The following is a 25,398-nucleotide window of genomic DNA, read 5'->3' on the forward strand; positions in this document are numbered from 1 at the left end:
GCCACCTCGTTTCTTATTTTTTTTAAATCCTCATTGCGTTCAAGACGGCAATTATGGTAACGCCTACATCACCAAATACAGCTTCCCACATTCCAGCTATACCCAGAGCACCAAGGATCAGGAACACACTCTTAATTCCAAGGGCAATCACTATATTCTGCATGACAATCTGTTTTGTCGCTTTTGCTACTTCAATCGCATCCACCAGCTTAGATGGTTCATCTGTCATCAGAACCACATCCGCAGCTTCAATGGCCGCATCTGAACCAAGACCACCCATTGCAATACCAACATCTGCACGAGCAAGGACAGGAGCGTCATTGATACCATCACCAACAAAAGCCAATTTGCTTCCCGGTCTCTTTTTACCATCTAAAAGCTCAACCTTTTCCACTTTTTGGTCAGGAAGCAGCTGTGCATAATATTCATCCAACTGCAATTCTTCTGCAACGGACTTCCCAATTTTTTCATCATCACCGGTAAGCATGACTGTTTTTTCCACGCCGATATGTTTCAGGTCAGAAATTGCTTTTTTACTGTCCGGCTTCACTTCATCTGTTATCAAAATACATCCTGCATATTGACCATCTACAGCCAAATAAACTTTTGTACCTGCGTTTTCACAGGTTGTGTACTCTATACATTCTGTATCCATAAGTTTCGTATTGCCAGCAAAAACTTTCTTTTCCCCTGCCATTACACTGATTCCATATCCTGAAATTTCCTTATAATCAGAAATCACTGACTGATCAATTTCTTTTTCATAAGCAGCAAGAATGGATTTTGCAATAGGATGGTTAGAAAAACTCTCTGCCTCTGCCGCATACTCCAGAACCTGTTCTTTTGAAAATCCATTTGCAGGCAAAATATCCGTCACATTGAAAACACCTTTTGTAAGTGTTCCGGTTTTATCGAACACAATAACGCTGACATTATTAAGTGCCTCTAAATAATTGCTTCCTTTTACAAGAACACCTCGTTTAGATGCTGCACCAATGCCGCCGAAGAAAGTCAGCGGGATTGAAATAACCAATGCACATGGACAAGATACCACAAGGAAAACAAATCCTCTGCGAATCCACTCTGTCCAGCCTCCGCCAAGAATGATCGGTGGCAGAATCGCCAGAAAAGCTGCTAAGATTACAACCACAGGTGTATAATAACGTGCAAATGTAGTAATAAAATTTTCTGTTGGTGCTTTTCGGCTTGACGCATTTTCCACAAGATCAATAATCTTTGAAGCCGTAGATTCACCAAATGCTTTTGTTGTCTTAATCATTAAGACACCCGTCTGATTCATACAACCGGAAAGTGCTTCGTCTCCTTTATGAACACTTCTCGGAACTGATTCTCCTGTTAAGGCGCTTGTATCCAGCATAGAATCTCCATCCAATACCACACCGTCTAATGGAATTTTTTCACCAGGCTTTACAATAATAATCTCACCAATGGAGACATTTTCTGGAGATATGGTAATCAATTCCCCATTTCTTCTTACTGTAGCAGAATCTGGACGTATATCCATTAAGTCTGATATAGATTTTCTTGAACGCTTAACAGCCAATGACTGAAAAAATTCACCTACCTGATAGAATAGCATAACAGCAACTGCTTCTGGATATTCACCAATGACAAAAGCACCAATCGTAGAAACGCTCATTAGGAAATGTTCATCAAACACACGTCCCTTTGAAATATTCCTCACAGCTTGCCATACAACATCTCCACCAAGAATAACATAAGAAACAATGAGAAAAGCTAACTCGATAGGCAGTGGCACTTTCGCAAAAACAGTCAATGCCATACCAATGGCATAGATTGCTGCACCAGTCGCTAAACGAACTGTCAACTTCTTATCCTCATTGTTATAGGATTCATTGGCCTCCTGCTTTTTTTCCGGTATATAAGATTCCTGTACAATTTCAGAAACTTCCACATCTGGCTCATGGCTATGAACAATCGTTTCAATCTGACTGGCTATCGTATCTGCGGCTGTCTGAGCAACATTGATTGTAAGCGTCTGCTTCATCAGATTTACCACTGAGGATTGCACTCCATCCAACTCTCCGACTTCTTTTTCAATTTTTGCGGAACAATTCGGACAGTCCAACCCTTTTAACGAATAACTCTTTGTAACATTCATAACGGTTTCTTCCTGAACTTCCACATCTGGCTCATGACTATGAACAATCGTTTCAATCTGACTGGCTATCGTATCTGCGGCTGTCTGAGTAACATTGATTGTAAGCGTCTGCTTCATCAGATTTACCACTGAGGATTGCACTCCATCCAACTCTCCGACTTCTTTTTCAATTTTTGCGGAACAATTTGGACAGTCCAACCCTTTTAATAGAAATATGCGTTTCATGATAATCTCCTTACAATTTGTTTAATTGTTCAATTACTCAACTATAATATTAAAAAATATTATTTCTGCCAAAGATGCTCAAATCCCTTGTCAATAATCTCTTTCACATGATCATCTGCCAGCGAGTAGTAAACTATCTGTGCTTCTTTACGGAATTTTACCAGATTCGCTAGGCGTAATGCCTTTAACTGATGCGAAATTGCAGATTTTGTTACCCCCAGTAGCACTGCAAGATCACATACACACATCTCACTCTGTTCTAGAGCGTGTAAGATTTGTACTCTAGTTCCATCTCCAAATAGCTTAAACAAAGAAGCCAACTGGATATAATCATCTTTTGGCTGCATCTTGGATTTCACATCATTCACAATATCCTCATGAATTACATCGCAATTACAAATATAAGACGTTTTTGACATATATTCACCTCAAAATAATAATAGTTGAACAATTACTCAACTATTATTATACTTATTTTTATATTTATGTCAATAAGCTGATGTTAGTTCCCCATAAATTTTACAATTAAAACCAGCTCTTTATTCTTTTCTTAATCTTTTTTTCCCAGTATACCGTTTTGGCTTTCTTGTCACACTTCCTGTAAATTCCGAGTTATTACGCTCTTTCTATCACCCATCTTCCAGCCATCCAAACAAGAATCATCTCCCGCTCAACACCCCCTGTCAGCTCCGCGTTTCCGCGATCTTCTCCATCGCCCTCCGGTACGCATGTACAAAATACAGGATCTCCGCGAGCGCCGTGAGCGACCAGGAACAGCTGTAGAGCAGATACAGGGACGGGATCGTCTGAAAATACGCAAAGACCGTATAGACCCACGCGATCCGGAATACGCAGGAACCCAAGATCACGATGACCATCGGTGCCAGACTCTTTCCGAGTGCCCGGGATGCCGCGATCGTGCAGTCCATGAACGCGGAGATCCCATAGGAAAATCCCATGATCGTCAGGCGCTTCATTCCCGCTGCCATGACTTCCGGGTCATTCGTAAATAAGGACAGGAACTGCTTTCCGAACACGACGAGAAGAAGTCCCATCGCAAGTCCGATCCCGAATGAATATGCAAGACTCACAAAATAACTGTCCCGCACACGCTTTTTGTTTCCGGAGCCGTAGTTCTGCCCCATAAAGCTCGCGCAGGCCGTATAGAACGCCGCCATCACATCGTAGATCAGCGCATCCGCATTCGCCGCCGCGGAATTTCCCGCTACCATCACGGCACTGAAAGAATTGACGCCGAGCTGGACAAACAGATTTGCGATCCCGAAGATCGCATTCTGAAAACCAGATGGGATCCCGAGCCGCAGGATCGCCTGCGCCTTATCCTTCGAAAGCCGGAGCTTTGCAAGATGCAGTCCGAAATCTTCATGACTCCGGAACAATGCCATCACGATCAGAAACGCCGAAAGGCACTGAGACAACGCACTCGCAAGCGCCACTCCAACTACATCAAGCTTACAGACGATCACAAAAAACAGATTCAGGATCACATTCACGATCCCCGACAAAAACAGATATCTCAGCGGACGCCCCGTATCCCCGGCCGCACTGAACACCGCGTTTCCGAAATTATAAAGCGCAAGCGCCGGAATCCCCAGGAAATAGATCCGGATGTACAGAGCGGCCTTGTCGATCAGCTCCTCCTTCGTATTTAAAAGCACCAGCACACCGCGCGATGTAGAAACTCCCAAAATCAGCAGGATCAATCCGACCACCAGGCTGACAAGAAACGCCGAATGTACCGTCTCCGAAACCGACTTCCGGTTCCTCGCCCCGATATAAAGCGCCGTCAGCACATTGATCCCACCGGAAAGTCCGATCAGAAATCCCGTATACATCGAGATCAACGTCGTCGTAGAACCAACCGCCCCCAGAGACATCGCCCCCGCAAACTGCCCGATCACCGCAATATCCGACATGTTGAACAGAACCTGCAGCAAATTCGAAAGCATCAGCGGAATACTGAAAAACAGGATCTGTTTCTTCAAAGATCCCCGCGTCATATCCATACTTGTCCGGCTCATAAAAACCCCTCCAAAAGTATCATAATCTTACAAAATTATACTGGATTTTCCATGAAACTTCAACAAGTGAAAACACGCTTCGCGAGTTTCCCCTTGTTATCGCGACAGTCGCCAATGTCTCACGCAAGCGCAGACCTTGGCTCATTGTTCACGTAAATCATAGTATGCCGATTTTCCCCTGTACCGCAGCTAAAACCACAGTCTTCACCTATCCCTCCCACCTTATCCTGCGGTCAATGCGCCTGCAGCAGGTGAGCTTCCGATCAGGAGTGCCTTGATCACGGGATCTGGCTTCCTCTTGGCTCGCGGGAGAATGCGTTGAATGCCAGGTGACACTTGTTTGAGCGCAGCAAGTTGTGTCACCTGGCATTCGCCCTTAGCAGTCTCCTGCAAGCCTAGAGGAACCTTCCCGCGATCACCTTGCACTCCTGAGCGGAAACTCACCGGCCCCGTCCGAAGCCACTCACTTCTTAACACGTTTTTAACGCTTCCCTCGCACCTATTTCCTTGACTTTTAAAAAATCCAGCGCTAAAATATCACCAGCATCGTGTAGAAATCGGCGTAAATCCAGGTACGAAACGGGTTTATGCCCTTTTTCTTTCTGTCGGTGCAGACCCGATAAATCACTATCACGAAAGATCAAATATATGAAACAATTACTCATCGGAATCGATGTCGGTTCCACCACTACAAAAATCACGGTCCTCGACAAGACGACCGAATCACTCTTATACTCTGACTACCGCCGCCACCACGCAGATCAGCTTGCAAGCGTCCTCTTCGCGATCCGGCAGGCGGCAGAAAAATTTCCTGACACAAAAGCCAGGATCATACTCACCGGCTCCGGGGCAAAACCGGTCGCAGAAGCAGCCGATACCCCTTATATCCAGGAGGTTGTCGCAAACTCCATCGCGTTAAAGAAGACATACGAGACCGTCGGTACCGCCATCGAACTCGGCGGTCAGGATGCAAAGATCATCTTCTTCAAGACGGATTCAAAAACCGGCGCGTTAAACGTCGCCGACATGCGCATGAACGGAAGCTGTGCCGGAGGAACCGGCGCCTTCATCGACGAAGTTGCTTCCATTCTCCAGACCCCGCCGGAAAAAATGAACGAACTTGCCTGCAAGGGAACCTGCGTCTACGATATCTCCGGGCGCTGCGGCGTCTACGCAAAAACCGATATCCAGCCGCTCTTAAACCAGGGAGTCGCAAAAGCTGATATCGCCCTCTCCTCCTTCCACGCGATCGCCAAACAGACGATCGGCGGACTTGCACAGGGACTCGATATCAAACCTCCGGTCGTCTTTGAGGGAGGTCCGCTGACCTTCAACCCGAAGCTGATCGATGTCTTCTCTGAACGTCTGAACCTGAAAGAAAACGAGCGCCTAGTCCCGGAACACCCGGAGATCATGGTCGCCTACGGTGCAGCACTCTCCTTAAACGGCATGTTCAAAGAGGCAGATCCGGAAGCCTCGGACGCTCCGGTCACCTTCCTTCCGCTCACTGAGTGGGTCTCCCTCCTGGAACAGGTCCAGGAGGACACGAAGAAAAAGCAGCATTCCGGTCAGGAACATGCAGCCCCGCTCTTCTTCTCCTCCAAAGAGGAACATGACACCTTCTTAAAAGAACATCCGAAGGGAGACTTCACTCCGGCAGCACTCACACCCGGAACGACCATCCGCGCATGGCTCGGCATCGACTCCGGCAGTACCACGACAAAATTTGTCCTGATGGGCGATGACGGAAAGCTTCTCGACTTCTTCTACGCCTCCAACCAGGGCGATCCGCTGACCGTCGCAAAAAATGCCCTGATCACCATGCGGAACCGTTACCGCGATGCGGGCGTAACTCTGGAGATCTTAGGCTGCGGCTCCACCGGATACGGTGAACTTTTATTCTCCAGGGCATTTTCCACCGAATACCATGTCGTCGAGACGGTTGCCCATGCGAGAGCCGCGTTCCAGTACATGCCGGACATCACGTTTCTTCTCGATATCGGCGGCCAGGACATGAAGGCCATCTGGCTCGACCACGGCATCATCACGAACATTCTCGTCAACGAGGCATGTTCCTCCGGCTGCGGTTCCTTCCTGGAAAACTTCGCTTCCACGTTGAAGATCCCGGTGACGGAGATCGCAGACGCCGCCTTTTCCTCGAAAAATCCGGCGATCCTCGGCAGCCGCTGTACCGTCTTCATGAACAGCAGCATCGTCACCGAGCAGAGAAACGGGAAAAAGCCGGAAGATATCATGGCCGGCCTCTGCCGTTCTATCATCGAGAATGTCTTCACGAAGGTCATCCGGATCTCGAACCTCGACTCTCTCGGGGATCACATCATGGTCCAGGGCGGAACCTTCCGGAATGACGCCGTTCTGCGCGCATTTGAGCAGTACACCGGAAAGACCATCGTCCGCGCCCCGTATCCGGGCATGATGGGTGCGATCGGCGCCGCGATCCTCACAAAAGAGGCGATGGCGGATGGAACGAAAAAGCGGACTTTCATCGGACTTGACGCGATGGATTCCTTTTCCTACACCCAGGAGGCGAACGCCCCGTGCCCGTTCTGCACGAACCACTGCAAACGAACGATCGTCCGCTTCCCGAACGGCCAGTCCTGGGTCACCAACAACCGCTGTGAGCGCGGAGAGGTCCTCGGAGACCCGAAAGATCCGGCTGTTCAGAAACTTCAGCGCGAGCGCATGGAAAAGCGTGACAAAGTCCCGAACTGCTACAAGCTCCGGGAATCCCTGCTGTGGAAAGATTACCCGGTCCCGGAACACATAACCTCCAGGAATCTTGTGATCGGGATCCCGCGTGTCCTCTCCTTCTGGGAGACCATGCCGTTCTGGTCCACATTTTTCCGCTCTCTCGGCTTTACCGTCCGTGTGTCCGCCCCGAGCAGCCACAAGCTCTACGAGTCGGGACTTTCCGCGGTTGCCTCCGATACGGTCTGCTTCCCGGCGAAGCTCGTCCACGGACATATCCGCAGTCTCGCGAACATGCATGTGGACCGGATCTTCATGCCGTCCATCACCTCCGTCCAGTCGGAAAACAAGGAAAAGACGAGTGAATGGATGTGTGCGATCGTAAAGGGATATCCGCTCGTCATCAAAAACTCCGACAATCCGGAGCATGTATTCGGGATCCCGTTTGACAATCCGCTGTTCCATTGGTACACGAAAGAAGACCGGAATGAGCAGCTCACAAAATATATCCATGAGACTTATCAGGTTCCGGAATCCGAGATCAAAGAGGCAATCTGCTATGCCGACATGGCGGAGGATTCCTTCCACCAGGAGCTCTTAGCAGAAGGCGAACGGATCTTAAAACAGGTCACGGATGAGAACCGCTACGCCGTGATCCTCGCCTCGAGACCGTATCAGAATGATCCGCTGGTCAACCACAACCTTCCGGAGATGTTCACGAGTCTCGGCATCCCGGTCCTCACCGCAGATGCCGTTCCGGGCGTCAACGACGTGGATCTCACCAACAGCCGCCTCGATGTCGTCAACAACTACCATGCGAGAATGCTCGGATCCGCTGTCATTGCCGCTGAAAATCCACACCTGGAATATGTCCAGATCGTAAGCTTCGGCTGCGGCCATGACGCCTACCTCTCCGATGAGATCATCCGCCTCATGAAACAGGTATCCGGGAAGATCCCGCTCGTCTTAAAGCTCGACGAGAGTGAGATCCAGGGACCGCTCCGGATCCGTGTCCGGTCCTTTATCGAGACAGTCCGGATGCAGAGAGAAAAGCACGAGGAAGCTCCGGTCCATGCCCTCACGGATCCGTACCCGGTAAAGTACGAGAAGAAAGACAGAAAAGAGCGCATCGTTCTGATCCCGAATACCTCCCACGCATTCTGCCGCGTCATGTCGGCAGCGATGGAAAAACAGGGGCTCCGCGCGGAGCCGCTGCCGATCGGGCGGGACGAGGCGATCCGTCTCGGCAAAAAATATGTCCACAATGACATCTGCTTCCCTGCCCAGATCGTGATCGGTGAAGCGCTCGCCGCTTTAAAGAGTGGAAAATACGATGGAAAAGATGTCGCGATCGCAACCGGAAAATATATCGGCGACTGCCGTCTGACGCATTACAGTGCACTTTTAAGAAAGGCGCTCGATGACGCAGGATTTTCCGATGTTCCGATCCTCACAAACGACGATGCGGATTTCCATAACCTCCATCCGGGATTCCGCTTAAATCTCCTCTCCGCGCTCCGGATCGCCTACGCGCTTCCGATGATCGATATTTTGGAGGAACTGCTCCGGAAGATCCGTCCTTATGAGCTTACAAAAGGAAGTGCCGATGCCGCCTTTGAGCAGGCGATGGACGCTGTGATCGACGGACTTTCCAGGCATGGCGTAAACGGCGCAAAACACGGCTTCACAAAGGCGATCGGGATCATGAAACAGGTTCCGTATGACCGCTCTCATCCGAGACCGACCGTCCTGATCGTCGGGGAGTACCTCTTAAACTTCCACCCGGGTGCAAACCATGACATCGAGGCGTTTTTAGAGCAGAACGGCTTCGAGATCATCGAGGCGAGAATGTCCGATGTCATCCAGAAATCCTACTTCTATCGTGATATGCAGGTCCGTGAGTATCATTTACATAAGCCGCTCCAGGAAAAGCTCTGGTACCGGATGACGGATCTCTTCTTTGATCTCGCCCACGATGCGGCGGACAAGATCGCGAGTGCTCACCCTCTCTACGACCGCCCGGCGGTGCGCCTTCCGGAGCTCGTAAAGGAAAGTGATCCGATCATCCACCACACCTTCGATGCCGGAGAGGGCGTCCTGATCCCGGGAGAGATCCTGCACCATGCCGCCCACGGCTGCCGTGCCTTTGTGATCCTGCAGCCGTTCGGCTGTCTGCCGAACCACGTCGTCGGCCGCGGAATCTCCAAGCGCTTAAAGGAGCTCTACCCGGACGTCCAGATCCTTCCGCTCGACTACGATCCGGATGTCAGCTTCGCAAACATCGAGAACCGGCTTCAGATGCTGATCATGAATGCGAGGGAGCAGGAAGCGGAAAAGAACGAGGCAACCATGTAATTTCATCAATGGATATCTGCGATCCGATTTGACTGCCTGCTGATTGCTTTTCGCAATCGAAGCAGGCAGCTTCCTAAATTACAAAAAAGAAGAGGCATGAATTGTAAAAAATTCATGCCTCTTCTTTTTTCTGTTATGCCTGCGTTAAGACTTTTTCCGGCTTCTATTCCTCCACCATCTTCAGATAACGCCCTGCGTTCAAATGCGTCGGATCAAGCTGCATCGCGTTCCGGAATGCCTCTGCTGCCTTTTCCTTATCTCCGAGTCCCAGATATCCGAGTCCCATCAGATAATAGCAGTGCGTCTTGTTTCTCTTATCCAGGTCATCATCAAAGATCATGAAATCCGGGAGGGAAACTGCAAAGTACTCAACGCGCATCTTGTCATACAGATGGCGCTCTCCGTAGTCGAGCAGACGGTAATATCTCGATTTTGCCTCCACCGGCAGACCAAGTTTCTCTTTTGCAAGTCCCTGATAGTAGATCATGTCGGCCGGCTGGTCATTGTAGTACATCATTCCTGCCGGTTCATCCGTTCCGATCGAAGCTGCCTCATACTCTTCCTTCGCCGCCTCGTTCTCCCCGAGATGCTCTTTTGCAAGTCCGAGATAATAATGGATGTGGTTGTCCTTCGTTCCTTCCAGCTTTCCTTCCCCGAGGTTCTCCGGATATACCAGCGCCTTCTCAAGGATCTCTTTTGCCTCGCTCCAGTGCTCTTTTGCGATTTCCGCTTTTCCGAGCTCCAGGAGAGAGGTCGTATACTGGGTCGTAACCTTTCCTTCTCCGCCTTCCCACGGATGGAACCGGTGCGCCATGATAAAGTCATATGCCTCTTTATAATGGCCAGAGAGATTTAAGAGCGTGACATATTCGATCATCAGATCATCCCGCTGCATAAAGATCTCTTTTGCCTTTTCATAGCGGGAAAGTCGCTCAGCGACCGGCATTTCCAGTTTCCGGTACAGCTGGTCAAGCTCTAGGAAGATTCTCGCATCGTTCGGTGCAAGTTCTGCTGCCTTTTCCAACGCTGCCTTTGCCTTTTCCGGATCTTTTCTCTTGTTGTAATATGCCAGGGAGAGATTTCTCCATGTGATCGCAAATTCCGGCTTCTTCTCCGCCGCAGTCTCCCAGCAGCTGATCGCCTGATCGTACTGCAGCTTGTCATACCAGAGGTTTCCAAGGTAATAGAATGCATTTGCCCCGTCCGGATCTTGTTTCTGCGCATCGATCAGAACAAGGATGTCCTCCAGCTTATTCGGGAAGCAGTAATCCGTACTGCAGTTTTCTGCCTCTTTGAGCACTTTCAGGATCTCCTCATGGGAAGCTCCCATCTTTCCGAGATCATATGCTTCATAGTACTTTAACATCGGCCAGCTCTCACTGCATTCGCGGAGTGTATCAACCGCCTTGTCGTATGCCCCGTACTCCGCAAAGTCTCTCGCCGCCATCAGATACGTCTCATGGAAGTTTCTGGAGAGCTTATTGACCTTCGCGCGGATCTCTTCTGCATGGTCCGGATCCAGATATGCGGATTCCAGCATGGAGACATAATCAAACGGGTCGATCGCAAGGTTCTCGCTGACTGCCGCTTTCGCTTCTTCCGTTCTTCCGAGTCTGCCGAGAAGATATGCCCGGAGTCCTCTCGCCTTGATATTGTGCGTATTCTTCACAAGGCCTTTTTCCGCGAGTTCCAGTGCACTCTCAAAGTTTCCTCTCATCGCCTCGATGCACGCCAGGTAATAGAAGCTCATCTCCTGCTGCTCATTGGACCAGGTCGCCTTATAGAATGCATCAAACGCCTCATCATAGCGCTCCTGATAAAACAGGGATAATCCGAGGTTGTAGTACGGCTCGGAATCATACGGGTTCGGATTCTTCCAGGTCGCACGTTTGATCGCTGTCCGGAAATGTGCCTCAGCAGCCTTAAAACAGCCTCTTCTCATCAGGAGCGAACCGTATGCATTGTTGATCCGGATATCGCCCGGGTCGCGTTTCAGCCCTTCCAGATAGTATGGGTCCGGGCGGTATGTCGCATGGCGGTACTGCTCAATGTGAAGTCCTGTCAGGAACAGCTCTTCATTTGACATGATCTCCTCCGGATCTTTCGCTGCCTCCGCCGGATCCGGAACCTTCGGGATCTCTTTTTTCGCCGGTGTGTAGGAGATCATCTCTCTCGTTCCGTCGAGAACGCGGACCGTAAGTTTTGTCTCGTCCTCAACAACCTGATCCAGATGCGTCTCAAACGGAGCGACCGGAGAGATCATCCTCTTTTCGTCCAGAAGGACTTGTCCCTCGTATGTAAGGATGACTCGGGCATCCGGATATTCCTGCGTTGTGTATGCGGCAACACGGATCTCGCTCTCATCCGCATCAAGTCCTACCATCACCTCGATGCTGGCATTCTTTACGGCTCCGACCGTCTTATAAGGCATGAAATACTGGGTAAACCGCTTTTCCTCCATCGGTTTTAACCAGGTGAAATCCGGCTGGTTATCCGTATAGACGCCGGTCATCAGCTCGACATACGGGCCATCCTCATCTGTCAGGTTGCGGTCCCAGGCCTTTCCGAAATCGCCGCATCCCCAGGTCCACTGCTTCTTTCCGGGGGAAATATGATGGTCGGCAACATGAAGGATTCCTGCCTGTTTCTGGTAATCGTATCCGCCGACAAAGTTAAAATCACTCTTTTCCGCCATGTAGGAGGTCGGAACCGGAATGTTTTTGTAACGGGAAATGTCAACACCTTCGCTGTAGTCATGTTTGTAATAAATACCCGTTGCGATCGGGAATCTTGAAACGTCACGTTTTCCATGATCCATCACAGCATGGACATCCGGCGGGAAGATCGACTGTGTGTGATCGTTGACCGGGACAGCCGGGTTTGCCCACCAGAGGAAGGTCTGCGGTGTGGAAGTCCGGTTATAGAGCTGACCTTTGATCTCGATATAGGCTTTTCCCGGATAGAGGGTAAAGCTTGCCTCGCCTTTTGTTCCGTACATCTGATCGACGTCGCTGACACGGCATGTCTTTGATCCGTCCGGATTCTCGATCAGAAGATAGTCGACCAGTGAGAAGGTCGTCGGGCGGTGGTGCTGCGGCCAGTTGAACTCGATTCCTCCGCTGATCCACGGACCGCAGAGGCCGACAAGAGCCGGTTTGATCACATGGTTGTAATAGACAAAGTCATAATGATTCGTCTTGTCGTACGCTCTCTGGATCCTGCCTCCGAGCTCCGGAAGAATCATGACTTTCAGATACTCATTTTCCAGCCAGACGGCATGGTACGTCTTATCTTCTTTCTCATCATAAATCTTTTCGATCGTCGGGTACGGATAGATCCGGCCGGAGCTTCCCTGATAAACACGGCTCTCCAAAAACATAGGTTTTTTATCTGCTGCTCCGATCCCATAAGTAGGAATGACCACATTTTCTTCCCAGATCTTCACTCCACTCATAATTCTGACCTCCTGCTGTTTTCTATTCTCGTTCCTGTATTGTACGGAATTTTCAGTTCAGAAAATTCATCTCCCTGAACGGCAACCGCATCTCCCTGCCTTCGTTTCAGGAACTCTCTTATTTTTCGTTCTTGCTTATACTATACTGTAATTACTCCTGTTTTTCATTACCTTCAGTTGCCATGTAATTTCAAAAAATTGCTCTCATCATTCTTGACCTTTTTCCCGTTTCTCTTTATAATCGAAACCAGTACTGCGCATCCCGGCTCTTTCGTTCCGGAAGTCATCTTCCGCACCATGCGCACATCGTAACCAGCCGTCAGATCCTGCCGGATCCGTCTTTGAAAGGAAGGTGGAAACACTCCATGATCTCTACCGAAAAAGGGATTCTCCCCGGTTCCGACTATTATGTCTATACCCCAAGTGCCCAGGCGCAGTCCTTATTTTTTTATCCGCTGATCATCGGAAATTTTTCCTACAGCGATGATTACAGTCTCCGCCGCACTGCGTTCGACAATTTTCTTCTCATGTACATCAAGCGCGGGGAATGCATCATTGAGCTGAATGATCAGGTATTCCGGGCACTTCCCGGCCAGATCGTATTTCTCGATTGTTATCATCCCCATGCCTACAGAAGCTCGACGCCCTGGGAATGTGAATGGATCCACTTTGACGGTCCTATGGCACGTGCATTTTATCAGGCGATCATGAGCAGTTCCGCTCCGGTCATCAGTCTGAAAGACACCTACCGGTTTGAGCGGTATCTCCATAAGATCTATCTCCGTTTCCGGGAACATCTCCCGTTAAAGGAGGCATTGTTTAACAATTACATTGTCAACATGCTGACCGAACTTTTTGTCAGTCGCGACCACGAACACCCGGAGGCTGTCTCTGGCGGCATCATCGAGGACACGATCACCTACATCAACAATCATCTGACGGAGATCCTGTCCTTAAACGATCTCGCTTCCCAGGCTTCTTTAAGTCCTTTTTATTTCAGTCGTCTTTTCAAAAAAGAGACTGGATTCTCGCCGCATGAATACGTGATCCTGACACGGGTAAACAATGCAAAATATCTTCTGAACTTTTCGGAGATCCCCATCAAGGATGTCTGCTTCCAGACCGGTTTCAGCAGTGAGAGCAGCTTCTGTACCACCTTTAAAAAGGTGACCGGACAGACGCCGACCGAATACCGTCTCGCCTGTAACCAGAATCGAACCTGATCGGATCATATCATGCGAAAAGGGCTGCCGGAATCATTCAGGCAGCCCTTTTTATGAGAGGATTTACAAAAACAGGACTCGGTCTCTTTTTATTCTGCCGCTTTTCCCATTACTTCTTTGTAGTTTTCCGGTGTTACGACAACTGCATCGACTGCTGTCTCCTGCGGAACGTCCTTGCCAGCGATCACATCATACAGAACCTCAACAGAACCGGTTCCTACGGAGTCAGATGAGAAGTATGTTGCTGCCTTCATGCAGGTACCGTCAGCGCCTTTGTTGTTCCACTCGTCTTTTGCCATGTAAGCACCAAGACCTACTACGCATGCATCTGCATCAAGACCTGCACTCTCAAGTGCACGGACAGCACCGATCGTACCTTCCTCGTTTGCACCTGTTACCATCCATTTCTTGATCTCCGGATGTGCTGTGATAACGGATGTCGCCGCTGTGTTTCCTTTATCGGTCGTTCCGTCATAGTCTGCTTTAAAGATTCTTTCTGTCGGGAAGTCCGGGCAGCCTGCTGTGAAGTTATCATACTCACCTTCTGCACGCGGTACGCAGGAAGAAACGGTATCCATTGTCAGGATCAGAAGACCGCTTGTCTCATCTTCTACAAGACCGTTGTCTTTTGCATATGCTGCAAGCCAGTCGCCGTTTGCCTGTCCGATGACGTAAGCATTGATTCCTACCCACGGAGCGATCTTTTCACCGGCGTCGTTCTGAAGTGCATCATCGGCTGCAACGATCGGGATGCCTGCTTCTTTACACTTGTCAACGGCAGCCTGGGACATTGTCTGGTCCGGGATACAGGTTACGATTCCCTTTGCCTGGTTTGCGATCGCGTTATCGATTGCTTTCAGGTATTCTTCCGGGCTCATCTTTGCATCTACGAAAATGAATTCATCTCCATTTTCCTCTACTTTCTTCTGTGCTGCTGCGCCCTCATCAATGAACCAGGTCTGGTCGCCGGCTTTGTAAATACCGTAAACAACACCTTTTTCTGATGATCCTGCATCTGCTGCCGCCGTGTCAGCTGCTGCTGCGGTGGTATCAGCTGCTGCCGCTGCTGTTGTTGCGGATGTGTCGGAGCTGCTGCATCCGGCAAGTGCCGTTGCTGTCAATAATGCGGCTGCTGCAAACGCTGCTGTTCTTTTCATCTTTTTCATAATAAAACCCTCCATTTATAAAATTTATTTTGTTTACATAATTGATACAATGATGTTGGGATCAAAAATCCGCTTGCACCGGATTTCCGGTCTTTGGTCCCTGGTATCTACAGGTTCTTCATGGAAGCTGCAAGCAGGTCTTTCTCTCGCTTCTGTTTTCTGATGTAGTCAGTTGTCAGAGCGAAAAGAAGAAGTCCGCCTTTTGCGACATACTGCCAGAAGCTTGGAACGTTTACCATCGTAAGTCCTGTGTTGAAGGACTGGATCAGGATGATACCGAGGATCGTGCCGCCCATGTTGCCGACACCGCCGACGAAGGATACACCGCCGAGGATAACAGCTGTGATCGCATCAAACTCGAGGTTGACGTTTGCGGCCGGCTGTCCGGAGTTCATACGTGCCGCGAATATGATGCCGCCGATCGAGCAGAGGATACCCATCATCACATAACAGGTTGTGATGATCTTTTTCGGATTTAAGCCTGCAAGTCTTGCTGCATCCATGCTGCCGCCGATCGCATATACGCTGCGTCCGAATTTCGTCTTTGCAAGGATGATACCAAATACGACGATGCAGATGATCATGATCCATACAGATACCGGAATGTTTAAGATCCTTGCTTTTCCGAGAAGAAGGAATGTCTTATTGCTGATGGATACCGGTTTTCCTCCGCAGATGATGTAGGCAAATCCACGGATGATGGACTGTGTTACGAGTGTTGCGATGAATGCCTCCAGATGGATCTTGTTGACCATGAATGCATTGAAGAAGCCTACGGCTGCTCCGCAGACGATCGTAACGATCACAGCTGCCGCGAACGGCATTCCCTTTGATACGAGAAGTGCTGCTACAACTCCCGAAAACGCTGCAAGTGAACCAGGAGACAGGTCGTTCTGACCGGCAATGATCAGATATGTATGTCCGACTGCGACCATTCCGACGAGGGATGCCGCGATCAGGATGTTGATCATGTTTGTGACGGACAGGAAGTTTTTATTCAGGCAGGTAAACAATGCAAATACTACAATGATCGCTGCGATCAGAACAAGCTTGTCGCCGTCAATATGGATCCTACTTTTTTTCTTTGTACTCATGCTTCTTTTACCTCCCCGATCATTCCCATGCTGAGAAGTGTACTCTCAGTTGCATCTTCTGCTGAAATCTCACCGACGATCCGTCTTGCACGCATGACGATGATCCGATCGGATAATCCCATGACTTCCGGCAGTTCGGAAGAGATCAGGATCACGCCGAGTCCCTGTTTTGCGAACTGGCAGATCATCTGGTAAAACTCGGACTTTGCACCGACATCGATTCCTTTTGTCGGTTCATCCAGGATCAGGACCTTCGGATTCGTGCTGATCCAGCGTGCAACGATGCATTTCTGCTGGTTTCCTCCTGACAGCTCCACGATCTTTTTCTTTGCGGAAGGCGTCTTGATCTTGAAATTTTTAATGCCGTCTTCTGCGATCTTTTCTTCCTTCTTTGCATCTACAAAGCCGAGACTGTTGGAGTTTTTGTCCAGCATGGAAATATTGATGTTATCACTGATATCAAGGTTTGAAAGAATTCCCTGAAGTTTTCTGTCCTCCGGTACGAGAACGATCCCGTGTTCCATCGCTTCATGCGGGGATCGGTTCTGGATCTTCTTTCCCTCGAGAATGATCTCTCCGCTGCGGATCGGATCCGCGCCGATGATCGCTCTCATGAGTTCTGTCCGTCCTGCACCGACAAGTCCGGAAAATCCAAGCACTTCGCCTTTTCTGAGAACGAAGGAATTCTCTTTCACATAGTCGGAAGAAACATTTTTTACTTCCAGGAGAACCTCTCCGATCTCTTTGTTCCTGTCGAGATTTTTGTAGATATCTCCGAGATCACGTCCGACCATCATCCGGATCATCTCCGATTCCGGGACCTCACCGGTCTTTACTGTCGTCACATAATGACCATCCTTGAAGATCGCCACTTTGTCGGTGATCCTCTGGATCTCATCCATTCGGTGAGATACATAGATAATGATCTTGCCTTCCGCTTTCAGCTTTTCGATGATCTTAAACAGAGCATCGATCTCTGAATCGGAAAGGGATGCTGTCGGCTCATCAAAGCAGATTACCTTCAGATTCTCTCTCGAATATGCCTTCATGATCTCGACCATCTGCTGGTAAGCGATACTCAAATCTTTGACTTTTGTCGACGGGTGGATCGGAAGACCAAAATCTTCAATGATCTTTGATGCCATCTGGTTTGCTTTCTGGGTATCAATGAATCCAAAACGGTTGACCGGCATTCTTCCGAGATAAATATTCTCTGCGACCGAAAGCTCCAGAAGAATCTGACGTTCCTGATAGATAACGGAGATTCCTTCTTCGATTGCCTGATGCGGGGACTGGAAATGTTTTTCCACACCGTCCAGCAGATATTTTCCGCTTGTCGGCTGATAATCTCCATTCAGCACTTTCAGAAGTGTGGATTTCCCCGCTCCGTTCTCTCCAAGGAATGCCAGAACCTCGCCTGCATATGCCTTAAACGAAATATTATCCAGTGCTTTTACACCAGGGAAATATTTACAGATGTTCTGAAATTCCAACATACTGCTCATATTGCGTTCCTCCCTTTTTCACTGTCATTTTGAGTTTTTTCTTTTTTCGTACTGTATCGGCAGTCACTTCAGAAGATAATTACTATTGTGCCTTTCGCTTTATTTATTTTATATTATACCTTTTTTCCGATAATCATCATTATCATCGTTTGCTGTATTGTTTTTAAATCTTGCTCTCATCGTTTTTTTATGTTCTCTTTTTTATACAAATATTTTAAACTGGAATCAGAAAGGAGATGGCGCATCATGCAGTTAAGTGATAAATTTTTCACATTTGATACCGGAGAAAAATCGCATTTTTTCGACATAATAACCAATTCAGGACTCTCACTCTCCCTGCTTTCGATCGGAGCGTCCATTCAAAAAATTGCTTTTAAAGGCAAGAAATGGTCCGACCATCCGGAAACAGACGGGAATGAACTTCCGATCACATTGAGTTCCGGCAATCCCGATTTTTACCGCCTCTGTCCGTGTTATGCAGGAGCAACGCTTGCCCCGAATGCCGGAAGGATCTCCGGCTCCTCCATCCTTCTCGGAGGAGAAACGATCCCTCTGACTCCAAACGAAGGTGCGAACCAGCTGCATGGCGGTCCGCATAATCTCTCCACTCAGAACTGGAACACAGAATTCGTCCGCCAGGATTATGATTCTGTCTCGATCGGATTTTCAGCATTTCTCGCCGACGGCGTTGACGGATATCCGGGAAATCGCACGTTTCATGCGGAATATACGCTCGATGACAGCAACTGGCTGACCATCCGGTACCGGGCATCGACGGACCGGCCGACTTATATCAATATGTCGAATCATACCTACTGGAATCTTTCCGGTGACTTTTCATCTTCCGCGCTTGATGAGGCACTCACCGTTTTCGCAAACAATGTCTGCCTGAATAATGAGGAACATATTCCCGTCGAAATCATCCCTATCGCAAGGACGATATTCGACTTTTCCAGCCCTGCTTCTCTTAAGAGCCGGCTGGATTTTCTGCCGCGCGAGGAAAAACTCCGCTCCCGCTGCCGCAGGCAGATTTCCATCGCGCGCGGTTACAACCATGCATTTATCCTGAGCCGTGACCAGACATCCCGCAATTTCCGGTCGCTTCCGCAGCCTGTAAGAAAAGCATGTATCCTGAGCGATCCTGTTTCCGGACACTCCATCACGCTTTACACGGATGCCCCGGCACTCGTCGTCTATTCCGGCGGATTTCTCGATGATTCCATCGGATTCCCGGACGGCACGCACTCCTGCCCGTCATGCGCCATCGCGCTCGAAGCCCAGGATGTTCCGGATTCCCCACATGTTCTGCCGGAACATTTTTCCATCACAACGCCGGAACATCCGTTTGAGCGGACGATCCGGATCCAGATCCGGTAAATGTCGCAGTAACACTTACAGTTCTGCCGCTGGCAGCTTCTTTCGAATTCCTTGAAATACAAAAAGGGACCTGGCCATCATCTGATATGCCAAATCCCTTTTTCCGTTTATTTGTAACTATTCAGTGCCTTCTCACACCTGCAGGAATCTCCCCACTGAGCTTTCCTTCGGATGCATAGTTTCTGTTATATTGTCACCACCGGATCCAGATCTTCCCGCTGTATTTCCAGTTTCCATACAGCAGCCGTCCAAACAGAGCCAATGCTGTGAGCTCAAAAAAGCGGATCGTCAGGCGGTCGGAACCTGCAAATGTCGTAAGCAGAGTCAGGAATGCAACCAGTGCAAGATACAGGAGATTCATTCCTTGAAAACGGACAAACTGTTCTTTTTCCCGGATCCGCTCATCATTCCGGATCCGCTCATAAGAACGTCCTTTTCCTTTTAAAAGGCGCATTCCGAGTACCGCCCATTCGATCGTTAAAATACATAGTACATATTTCGCCAGCATAGACATTCTTCCTTTCCATGAAAGTTCTCTGCAATTTTCTCTTCTATCCGTCCCATGAGTCTGCATGTTTTCTATGGTCTTATTGTATCACATGCCAACGCAGCTGTCACTGTCTCCTTCTGCCTCTCTCCTGCCGTGTACAGTTGTGGCAGCAGATTTTGCCGATTCGGAATGCGAAGCATCGGCAAAATCAGGTGTTGTCCCTGATCGTTTGTCCTATTTCGATTGATAGAGCACTACATTTTTATTTTTTAACGTCTGTTTCACATCGATGACTCTCTGGTTCGCGCTGCCTTTCCAGTGCAGGGTCACATCTTTTTCTGCTTCCACGAACGGTCCGTCCACCAGGACATCCACGTTTTTCAGAAACGGAAGATCCCAGATGTCTTCCCACAGAAATCCTGTATACAGCCAGATCGTCTTTTCCGGGAACTTTTCGTGGATTTCTTCGATCAGATTTCCCACTTCTTTCCGGTTCTGCCAGTGAAGCGGATCACCGCCGGAGAATGTCACGCCGGAGATCCAGGATGGCGCCAGCGCCTCGAAAAGTTCCTGCTTTGCCTCCTCGTCAAACGGGAGTCCGCCTTTCACATCCCATGTCACCGGGTTCTGGCAGCCCGGACAGGCATGGCTGCAGCCAGCAAGCCATAAGACGGTGCGCAGGCCGTCGCCGTTTAACATGTCCTCTTTTGTAATGTTGTGGTAGCGCATGAGATCACCTCTTTTTTATTTTATATTTTCACGCAGTGCACATATTCTTGTTTTTATTTCATAAAAACAAGAATCTCTCGGGCGTTCGCCCTATGTAAATTTTGCCAAACAAACCTTTATGCAAGCAAGCTTGCAACTATTGGTTTCTTTCTATTGATGCAGTGCACATCACATCGATTTCCGCTCCGCGATCTCGGCCATCTTCGCATCATTCAGCCTCGTATCGCCCTTGACGCGGGAATAGCTCAGATATCCGTTCATACGGTCGATCTTTGTCAGGTTTTTGCTGCCGCAGACCGGACACACATCCATATTTAACTCCTCGTGTCCGCAGTCATCGCAGTAGGACAGCGACAGGTTCACGCCCTCATAGAATCCCATCTTCATCGCGCGGCGCACGAGGGAGCGGATCGCTTCTTTATTGTAGTCGATCGGATATTTCACGTACTGGATCTTTCCGCCGTTGGAGAGTTCCCAGAACCGGTATTCGAGGTTCTGCTTCTGGATCGGCGTGATATCTTCCGTCACATGGCAGTGGAAGCCATTGCTGACATACTCGCGGTCGGAGACATTCTCCACGATCCCGTATTTTTTCCGGAACTGCTTGACCTGAAGTCCACAGAGGTTTTCCGCCGGTGTCGCGTAGATCGCATAGAGGTTTCCGTCCTCGTGTTTAAACTGCTCCACCTTCTCATTGATGTGCTTTAAGACCTCGATCGCAAACGCCCCGTCTTCCACCAGGGATTTTCCGTTGTACAGTCTCTGCAGCTCATTGAACGCTGTGATCCCGAAGGATGCCGTCGCCGTCTTAAGGAGTGGTTTGATCTTATCGTGAAGTCCTAAATGACCTCCGTAGAATCCGCCCTCACAGTACGCCAACGGGTTTGTGGACGCGCGCATCTCTCCAAGGTACGCGTAAGTCCGGATATGGATCTTCCGGATCAGCTCCAGATAATAATCCAGGACCTCGTAGAAATCCTTGCTCTCCTGTCGTGCCTTTGCAAGCATCATTGGAAGATGCAGGCTCACAACACCGATGTTGAAGCGGCCGACAAACACCGGAACATCATTCTCATCAGCCGGTTCCATGCCGCCCCGCTCATACCACGGAGAAAGGAACGCGCGGCAGCCCATCGGGCTGATGATCTTCCCGTATTTCTTGTACATGCCGGCGATATAACCTTCACCGGTCAGGGAGAGCCAGTCCGGATACATCGTCCTGGAAGAGCACTCGATCCCGGCCTCAAAAACGTCCTCAAGCTCTTTTCCCGGTCCGTGAAGGTTCTCATCATATAAGAACACAAGCTTCGGGAACAGGACCGGCTTCTTGTGGCCTTCTTTTCCCTGACCTTTCTTTCTCACATTGAGCATCGTGATCGTCGCCATCTTTGCGAACCGGCTTGTTCCGGTTCCTGCCGTCATCGTGATAAACGGATAGTCACCGCGGCTGGAGGAAACGGAGTTGAACTTGTACTCCCAGCCCTGGAAGCCCTGTTCCATCTCTCTCTGAACGTCGTTCCAGGCTATCTCCTTCGCTTTCTCCTCGTCGAGACCGAGGTCGATATATTTTTCGATATACTTTCCGTAGGATTTCTCGGCATACGGCGCCAGGATGTTCTCCACGCTCGGAACCGTAAAACCACCGTACTGCTGGCTCGCCGCACTTAAAACGATATCGCCGATGACGTCAAATGCGACATCCAGGGTCTTCGGCTCATTGTACCAGATATTTCCCATCTCGAAACCGCCGCTCAAGACCTCATTGACGTCAAACAGGCAGCAGTTCATCGTATCGCGTCGCGCTGACATATCGTGGATATAGATATATCCGTCCCGGCATGCCTGAAGCTCCTCGACGGTCATAAAGAACTTCTGGTATAAAGATTTATTCAACTCATTGAAGATCAGGCTGCGCTTCGTGGAGACGAGAGCACTGTCCGTATTGCTGTTCTCCTTGTCGCCGATGTACATGATGGACTGGCTCTTTTTGTAGACTTCATCGAGCATCTGGACGAAATCCTGCTTATAGTTGCGGTAATCGCGGTAGCTCTTCGCGACCACCGGGTTGACGCGCTCCAAAGCGCCCTCGACGATGTTGTGCATCTGGGCGATCGGGACTTCCGCCTCATCCAGGTCCTCCGCTTTTTCTTCCACAAATTCACAGATAAACTTACTCTCGGCCTTCGAGAAGTTGATCATCGCGCGGTTTGCAGACTTATTTACCGCCGCCAGGACTTTCTGGACATTAAACTCCTCTTTCGTCCCGTCTTTTTTGACTACTTTGATCTCACTGCATTTCATGATATGGAATCCTCCCCGTAAGCCTCGTTGTTTTCTATCTCTTTCTCGTTCTCATTCTCATCTGCATCTTCTTCCGGATCTTCGTCATCATCCAGCAGATGACCTTCCTCATCGATCCTCAGGTTCAGCTCTTCCTCAACCTCACTCCGGATCTCTTCTCTTTGCTCCACATTCATCTCCGGGAGCTGTTCCGTGGATCCGACGCCGAAACGGCGCAGGAATTCCTCGGTCGTCGCAAAAAGTGCCGGGCGGCCCGGCGCATCCAGGCGGCCCGCCTCATAGACGAGATCGTATTCCACAAGCCGGTTGACCGCATGGTCCGATTTTACCCCACGGATCTTCTCGATATCGGCCTTGGTGACCGGCTGCTTGTAGGCGATGATCGCCAACGTCTCCATCACCACATCCGACAGGATCTGCTTTTTCGGCGTTGCCGCGACACGGATCAGATTTTCATAATAATCCACACGGCTGCACATCTGGTAGCTGTCATCCAGCCGCACGATCTGCATGCCAGCTTTTCTCTTGTCATATTTTTCCTTCAGGCGCTCCACGGCCTGGATGGCCGTCTCCTCATCCGATTCCAATGCCGCCGCAAGCTGGCGGATCTCCACAGACTGCCCCATGGTAAACAGCACGGACTCCACAACGGACTCCTGTGTTTTCAGGTTTTCCACTCTCATTCAAATTCCTCCACGATCGTATCATCCCATGTTTTCCTGCGCTCAGCGCATTCGCCCGCCTGTCACCGTTTACACTCGTATATCCCGGCAGCAGACTTTTCCGCAGTCCTACTGAACAGTCGTGACGACGATTTCATTGTCATCTTGTTCCCCGCCTTCCGGCTCCAGAGATTCTATGTACATGTCGTCAAACAGATGTTCCTGCGTCAGATGGATCTTTCCCACCTTCATGAGCTCCAACAGTGCAAGGAACGTCACGACGACCTCCGTCTTATCTCTCTGTTTTTCCAGCATCTGGCGGAAACTGAACTTCCGGTGTTTTCTCGCATAGCCGAGAACCGAAGTGATCTTGTCCTCCAGGCTCACCGGCTCCTTTTTGATCGTTCCGAACGTGCTGCGGACCGGATCAATCTTGTCCTGCTGCCGCTTCATGACCGCCTCAAAGATCTTCTGAAGCTTTGTGAGCGTCACACCGTCCAGGAGTTTATCGAGATCCACCGGCTCCTCGTATTCCTTCACCTCCGGCGGGATCGTCGGATCTTTGTAGAACACACGGTCCGCCCCGGTCTCCAGATCCTTCAGTTCCTCCGACATCAGCCGGAATTTCTTATATTCCAGGAGGCGCATCACAAGTTCCGCTCTCGGATCTTCCTCCTCGCCTTCCTCATTTACTTCTTTCGGCAGCAGCATCCGCGCCTTGATATCGAGAAGTGTCGCCGCCATCACCAGGAACTCGCTGACCACATCCAGGTCTTCCTCATCCATCTTCCGAACGTACTCCATGTACTGGTCCGTGATCTCGGTGATCGGGATATCATAGATATTCACTTTGTTTTTTTCGATCAGATGAAGAAGAAGATCCAGCGGACCTTCAAACTTTTCCAGTTTGTACGATAATTCCATATACACCTCATGTTTTCAGATATCAGATGCCTTTGTGTTGCTTTGAACCGCAAAAAAGAATGTGCCATGGCACACTCTTTCCTTACGGTACATGGAAATCAGCTTTTTTCGCTCTTTCCATCTTCCAAACCACAGAGCCGTATCACAACCACCTGCGGTTTATCATTTAACCGGATATTGATCGAATGGGTTCCAAGTCCCCGTCCGACGATCATACGGCTCCTCTCTCCCCATCTTCCGGGAAGTTCAAACTCACCCGCACAGCGCGGATAAAAAAACTGATACTGAGGGGTCATGACTCCGCCGAGGACCGGAAGCCGGATCGTGCCGCCGTGAAAATGTCCGGAGAGCGTAAGATCCGCTCCCCAGGCCGCATACTCCTCAAAAAACAGAGGAGAATGTGCGAGAAGAAGATTGAATCTTCCCGGATCCGGTTCTCCCAGGGCATCCTTCAAGAGATTTTCCGGGATCTGTCCCGACCTTGGCAGGTAAGCGCTCTTCGGGAGATCGAGACCATAGATCCTGATCTCTCCGTCGAGATCCGCAGAACCGTTCGCGAGATAACGGATCCCGGCATTTTCCAGGGCAGCCTGGTAATTCTCATATGCTGCACCGTAAATGTCAGACTTCCAGACCATCCGGCACTCATGGTTTCCATTTCCGCAGTATACCGGAAATTCTTTTGCAAGCTCCGTCAGAAGCTTTCTCGGAATCTCCACATAAGAATTTCCTTTTTTTGCAACCATCCCGTCCCCGCCGGATAAAACGGCATCCGGCTTCACCTTCCGGACCGCATCCAGCAGCCGGCAGTTCTGATCACCGAACTCCTTATTGTGGAGGTCTGTCAGAAAGACGATCGTTTTTTCCGGACCGTGGATCTTTTCCGAGACGATCCGGTATTCTTCCGTAACAAGGCAGTCCCGCTCATACCGGGAACGCGCCAGGCAGCCGGCCCCAAAAGCGATGGCGCCGGCAGCCAGAAACACTGCTGTCCCCAAA

At 49.7% G+C, this 25,398-nt stretch carries 16 protein-coding genes; 3 read left to right on the top strand and 13 right to left on the bottom strand.

The annotated features are described in order from the left end of the window. Positions 1-22 precede the first annotated feature (22 nt). The 3 genes from ACXMYH_RS10675 to ACXMYH_RS10685 all read right to left on the bottom strand — a co-directional run bounded on the left by ACXMYH_RS10675 (position 23) and on the right by ACXMYH_RS10685 (position 4,410). Positions 23-2,368, bottom strand: coding sequence for a heavy metal translocating P-type ATPase (locus ACXMYH_RS10675; RefSeq protein ID WP_486554865.1), 2,346 nt, complete (start codon positions 2,366-2,368; stop codon positions 23-25). Between the two features lie 59 nt (positions 2,369-2,427). Continuing rightward, entirely contained in the window at positions 2,428-2,787 is a 360-nt protein-coding gene (locus ACXMYH_RS10680; RefSeq protein ID WP_015512809.1) for an ArsR/SmtB family transcription factor, read from the bottom strand. A 264-nt stretch (positions 2,788-3,051) separates the two neighbouring features. Further along, the gene (locus tag ACXMYH_RS10685) at positions 3,052-4,410 is read right to left on the bottom strand and encodes an MATE family efflux transporter (protein ID WP_329752804.1); all 1,359 of its coding nucleotides are present in this window, start codon (positions 4,408-4,410) and stop codon (positions 3,052-3,054) included. A gap of 648 nt (positions 4,411-5,058) precedes the next feature. Here ACXMYH_RS10685 and ACXMYH_RS10690 point away from each other — a divergent pair. Then, complete coding sequence (locus ACXMYH_RS10690; RefSeq protein WP_486554866.1) at positions 5,059-9,474, top strand: acyl-CoA dehydratase activase; 4,416 nt, start codon at positions 5,059-5,061, stop codon at positions 9,472-9,474. A gap of 163 nt (positions 9,475-9,637) precedes the next feature. On the opposite strand, the gene ACXMYH_RS10695 is transcribed toward ACXMYH_RS10690, so the two are convergent. Continuing rightward, positions 9,638-12,928 (bottom strand): DUF5107 domain-containing protein, encoded by a 3,291-nt coding sequence (locus ACXMYH_RS10695; RefSeq protein WP_486554867.1) that lies wholly within the window; start codon positions 12,926-12,928, stop codon positions 9,638-9,640. Positions 12,929-13,293: 365 nt separating this feature from the next. Between ACXMYH_RS10695 and ACXMYH_RS10700 the strand changes: the two genes are divergently transcribed. Next, entirely contained in the window at positions 13,294-14,151 is an 858-nt protein-coding gene (locus ACXMYH_RS10700) for an AraC family transcriptional regulator (protein ID WP_117484692.1), read from the top strand. Between the two features lie 89 nt (positions 14,152-14,240). Here ACXMYH_RS10700 and ACXMYH_RS10705 read toward each other — a convergent pair whose 3' ends face one another. From ACXMYH_RS10705 to ACXMYH_RS10715, 3 genes are all read right to left on the bottom strand, one after another. Continuing rightward, positions 14,241-15,317, bottom strand: coding sequence for an arabinose ABC transporter substrate-binding protein (locus tag ACXMYH_RS10705; RefSeq protein ID WP_242994067.1), 1,077 nt, complete (start codon positions 15,315-15,317; stop codon positions 14,241-14,243). Between the two features lie 107 nt (positions 15,318-15,424). Continuing rightward, positions 15,425-16,411 (bottom strand): ABC transporter permease, encoded by a 987-nt coding sequence (locus ACXMYH_RS10710; protein ID WP_117484691.1) that lies wholly within the window; start codon positions 16,409-16,411, stop codon positions 15,425-15,427. Beyond that, positions 16,408-17,916 carry a sugar ABC transporter ATP-binding protein gene (locus ACXMYH_RS10715; RefSeq protein WP_486554868.1) on the bottom strand — a complete coding sequence of 503 codons (1,509 nt, stop codon included), beginning with the start codon at positions 17,914-17,916 and terminating at the stop codon, positions 16,408-16,410. Before ACXMYH_RS10715 ends, ACXMYH_RS10710 begins: the two co-directional genes overlap by 4 nt. A 246-nt stretch (positions 17,917-18,162) precedes the next feature. Here ACXMYH_RS10715 and ACXMYH_RS10720 point away from each other — a divergent pair, with 246 nt between their 5' ends. Next, entirely contained in the window at positions 18,163-19,293 is a 1,131-nt protein-coding gene (locus ACXMYH_RS10720; protein WP_486554869.1) for an aldose epimerase family protein, read from the top strand. A 193-nt stretch (positions 19,294-19,486) separates the two neighbouring features. On the opposite strand, the gene ACXMYH_RS10725 is transcribed toward ACXMYH_RS10720, so the two are convergent. The 6 genes from ACXMYH_RS10725 to ACXMYH_RS10750 form a co-directional block, all read right to left on the bottom strand. Then, the gene (locus tag ACXMYH_RS10725) at positions 19,487-19,801 is read right to left on the bottom strand and encodes a hypothetical protein (RefSeq protein WP_144363868.1); all 315 of its coding nucleotides are present in this window, start codon (positions 19,799-19,801) and stop codon (positions 19,487-19,489) included. A gap of 216 nt (positions 19,802-20,017) precedes the next feature. Next, complete coding sequence (gene nrdG, locus ACXMYH_RS10730; protein WP_118514645.1) at positions 20,018-20,512, bottom strand: anaerobic ribonucleoside-triphosphate reductase activating protein; 495 nt, start codon at positions 20,510-20,512, stop codon at positions 20,018-20,020. A 168-nt stretch (positions 20,513-20,680) separates the two neighbouring features. Then, positions 20,681-22,813 carry an anaerobic ribonucleoside-triphosphate reductase gene (gene nrdD, locus ACXMYH_RS10735; protein WP_118533177.1) on the bottom strand — a complete coding sequence of 711 codons (2,133 nt, stop codon included), beginning with the start codon at positions 22,811-22,813 and terminating at the stop codon, positions 20,681-20,683. Next, positions 22,810-23,496 (bottom strand): SMC-Scp complex subunit ScpB, encoded by a 687-nt coding sequence (scpB, locus tag ACXMYH_RS10740; RefSeq protein ID WP_118321224.1) that lies wholly within the window; start codon positions 23,494-23,496, stop codon positions 22,810-22,812. The genes nrdD and scpB overlap by 4 nt, the downstream gene beginning before the upstream one ends. Before the next feature lie 108 nt (positions 23,497-23,604). Then, a complete protein-coding gene (locus ACXMYH_RS10745) occupies positions 23,605-24,399 on the bottom strand; it encodes a segregation and condensation protein A (RefSeq protein ID WP_118533179.1) in 795 nt (264 codons plus the stop codon). A gap of 98 nt (positions 24,400-24,497) precedes the next feature. Then, on the bottom strand, positions 24,498-25,397 hold the full coding sequence (locus ACXMYH_RS10750) for a metallophosphoesterase (protein WP_486554870.1): 900 nt from the start codon (positions 25,395-25,397) through the stop codon (positions 24,498-24,500). Between the last annotated feature and the right edge of the window lies 1 nt (position 25,398).

This window comes from Pilosibacter sp. NGB245 (genome assembly GCF_057397225.1).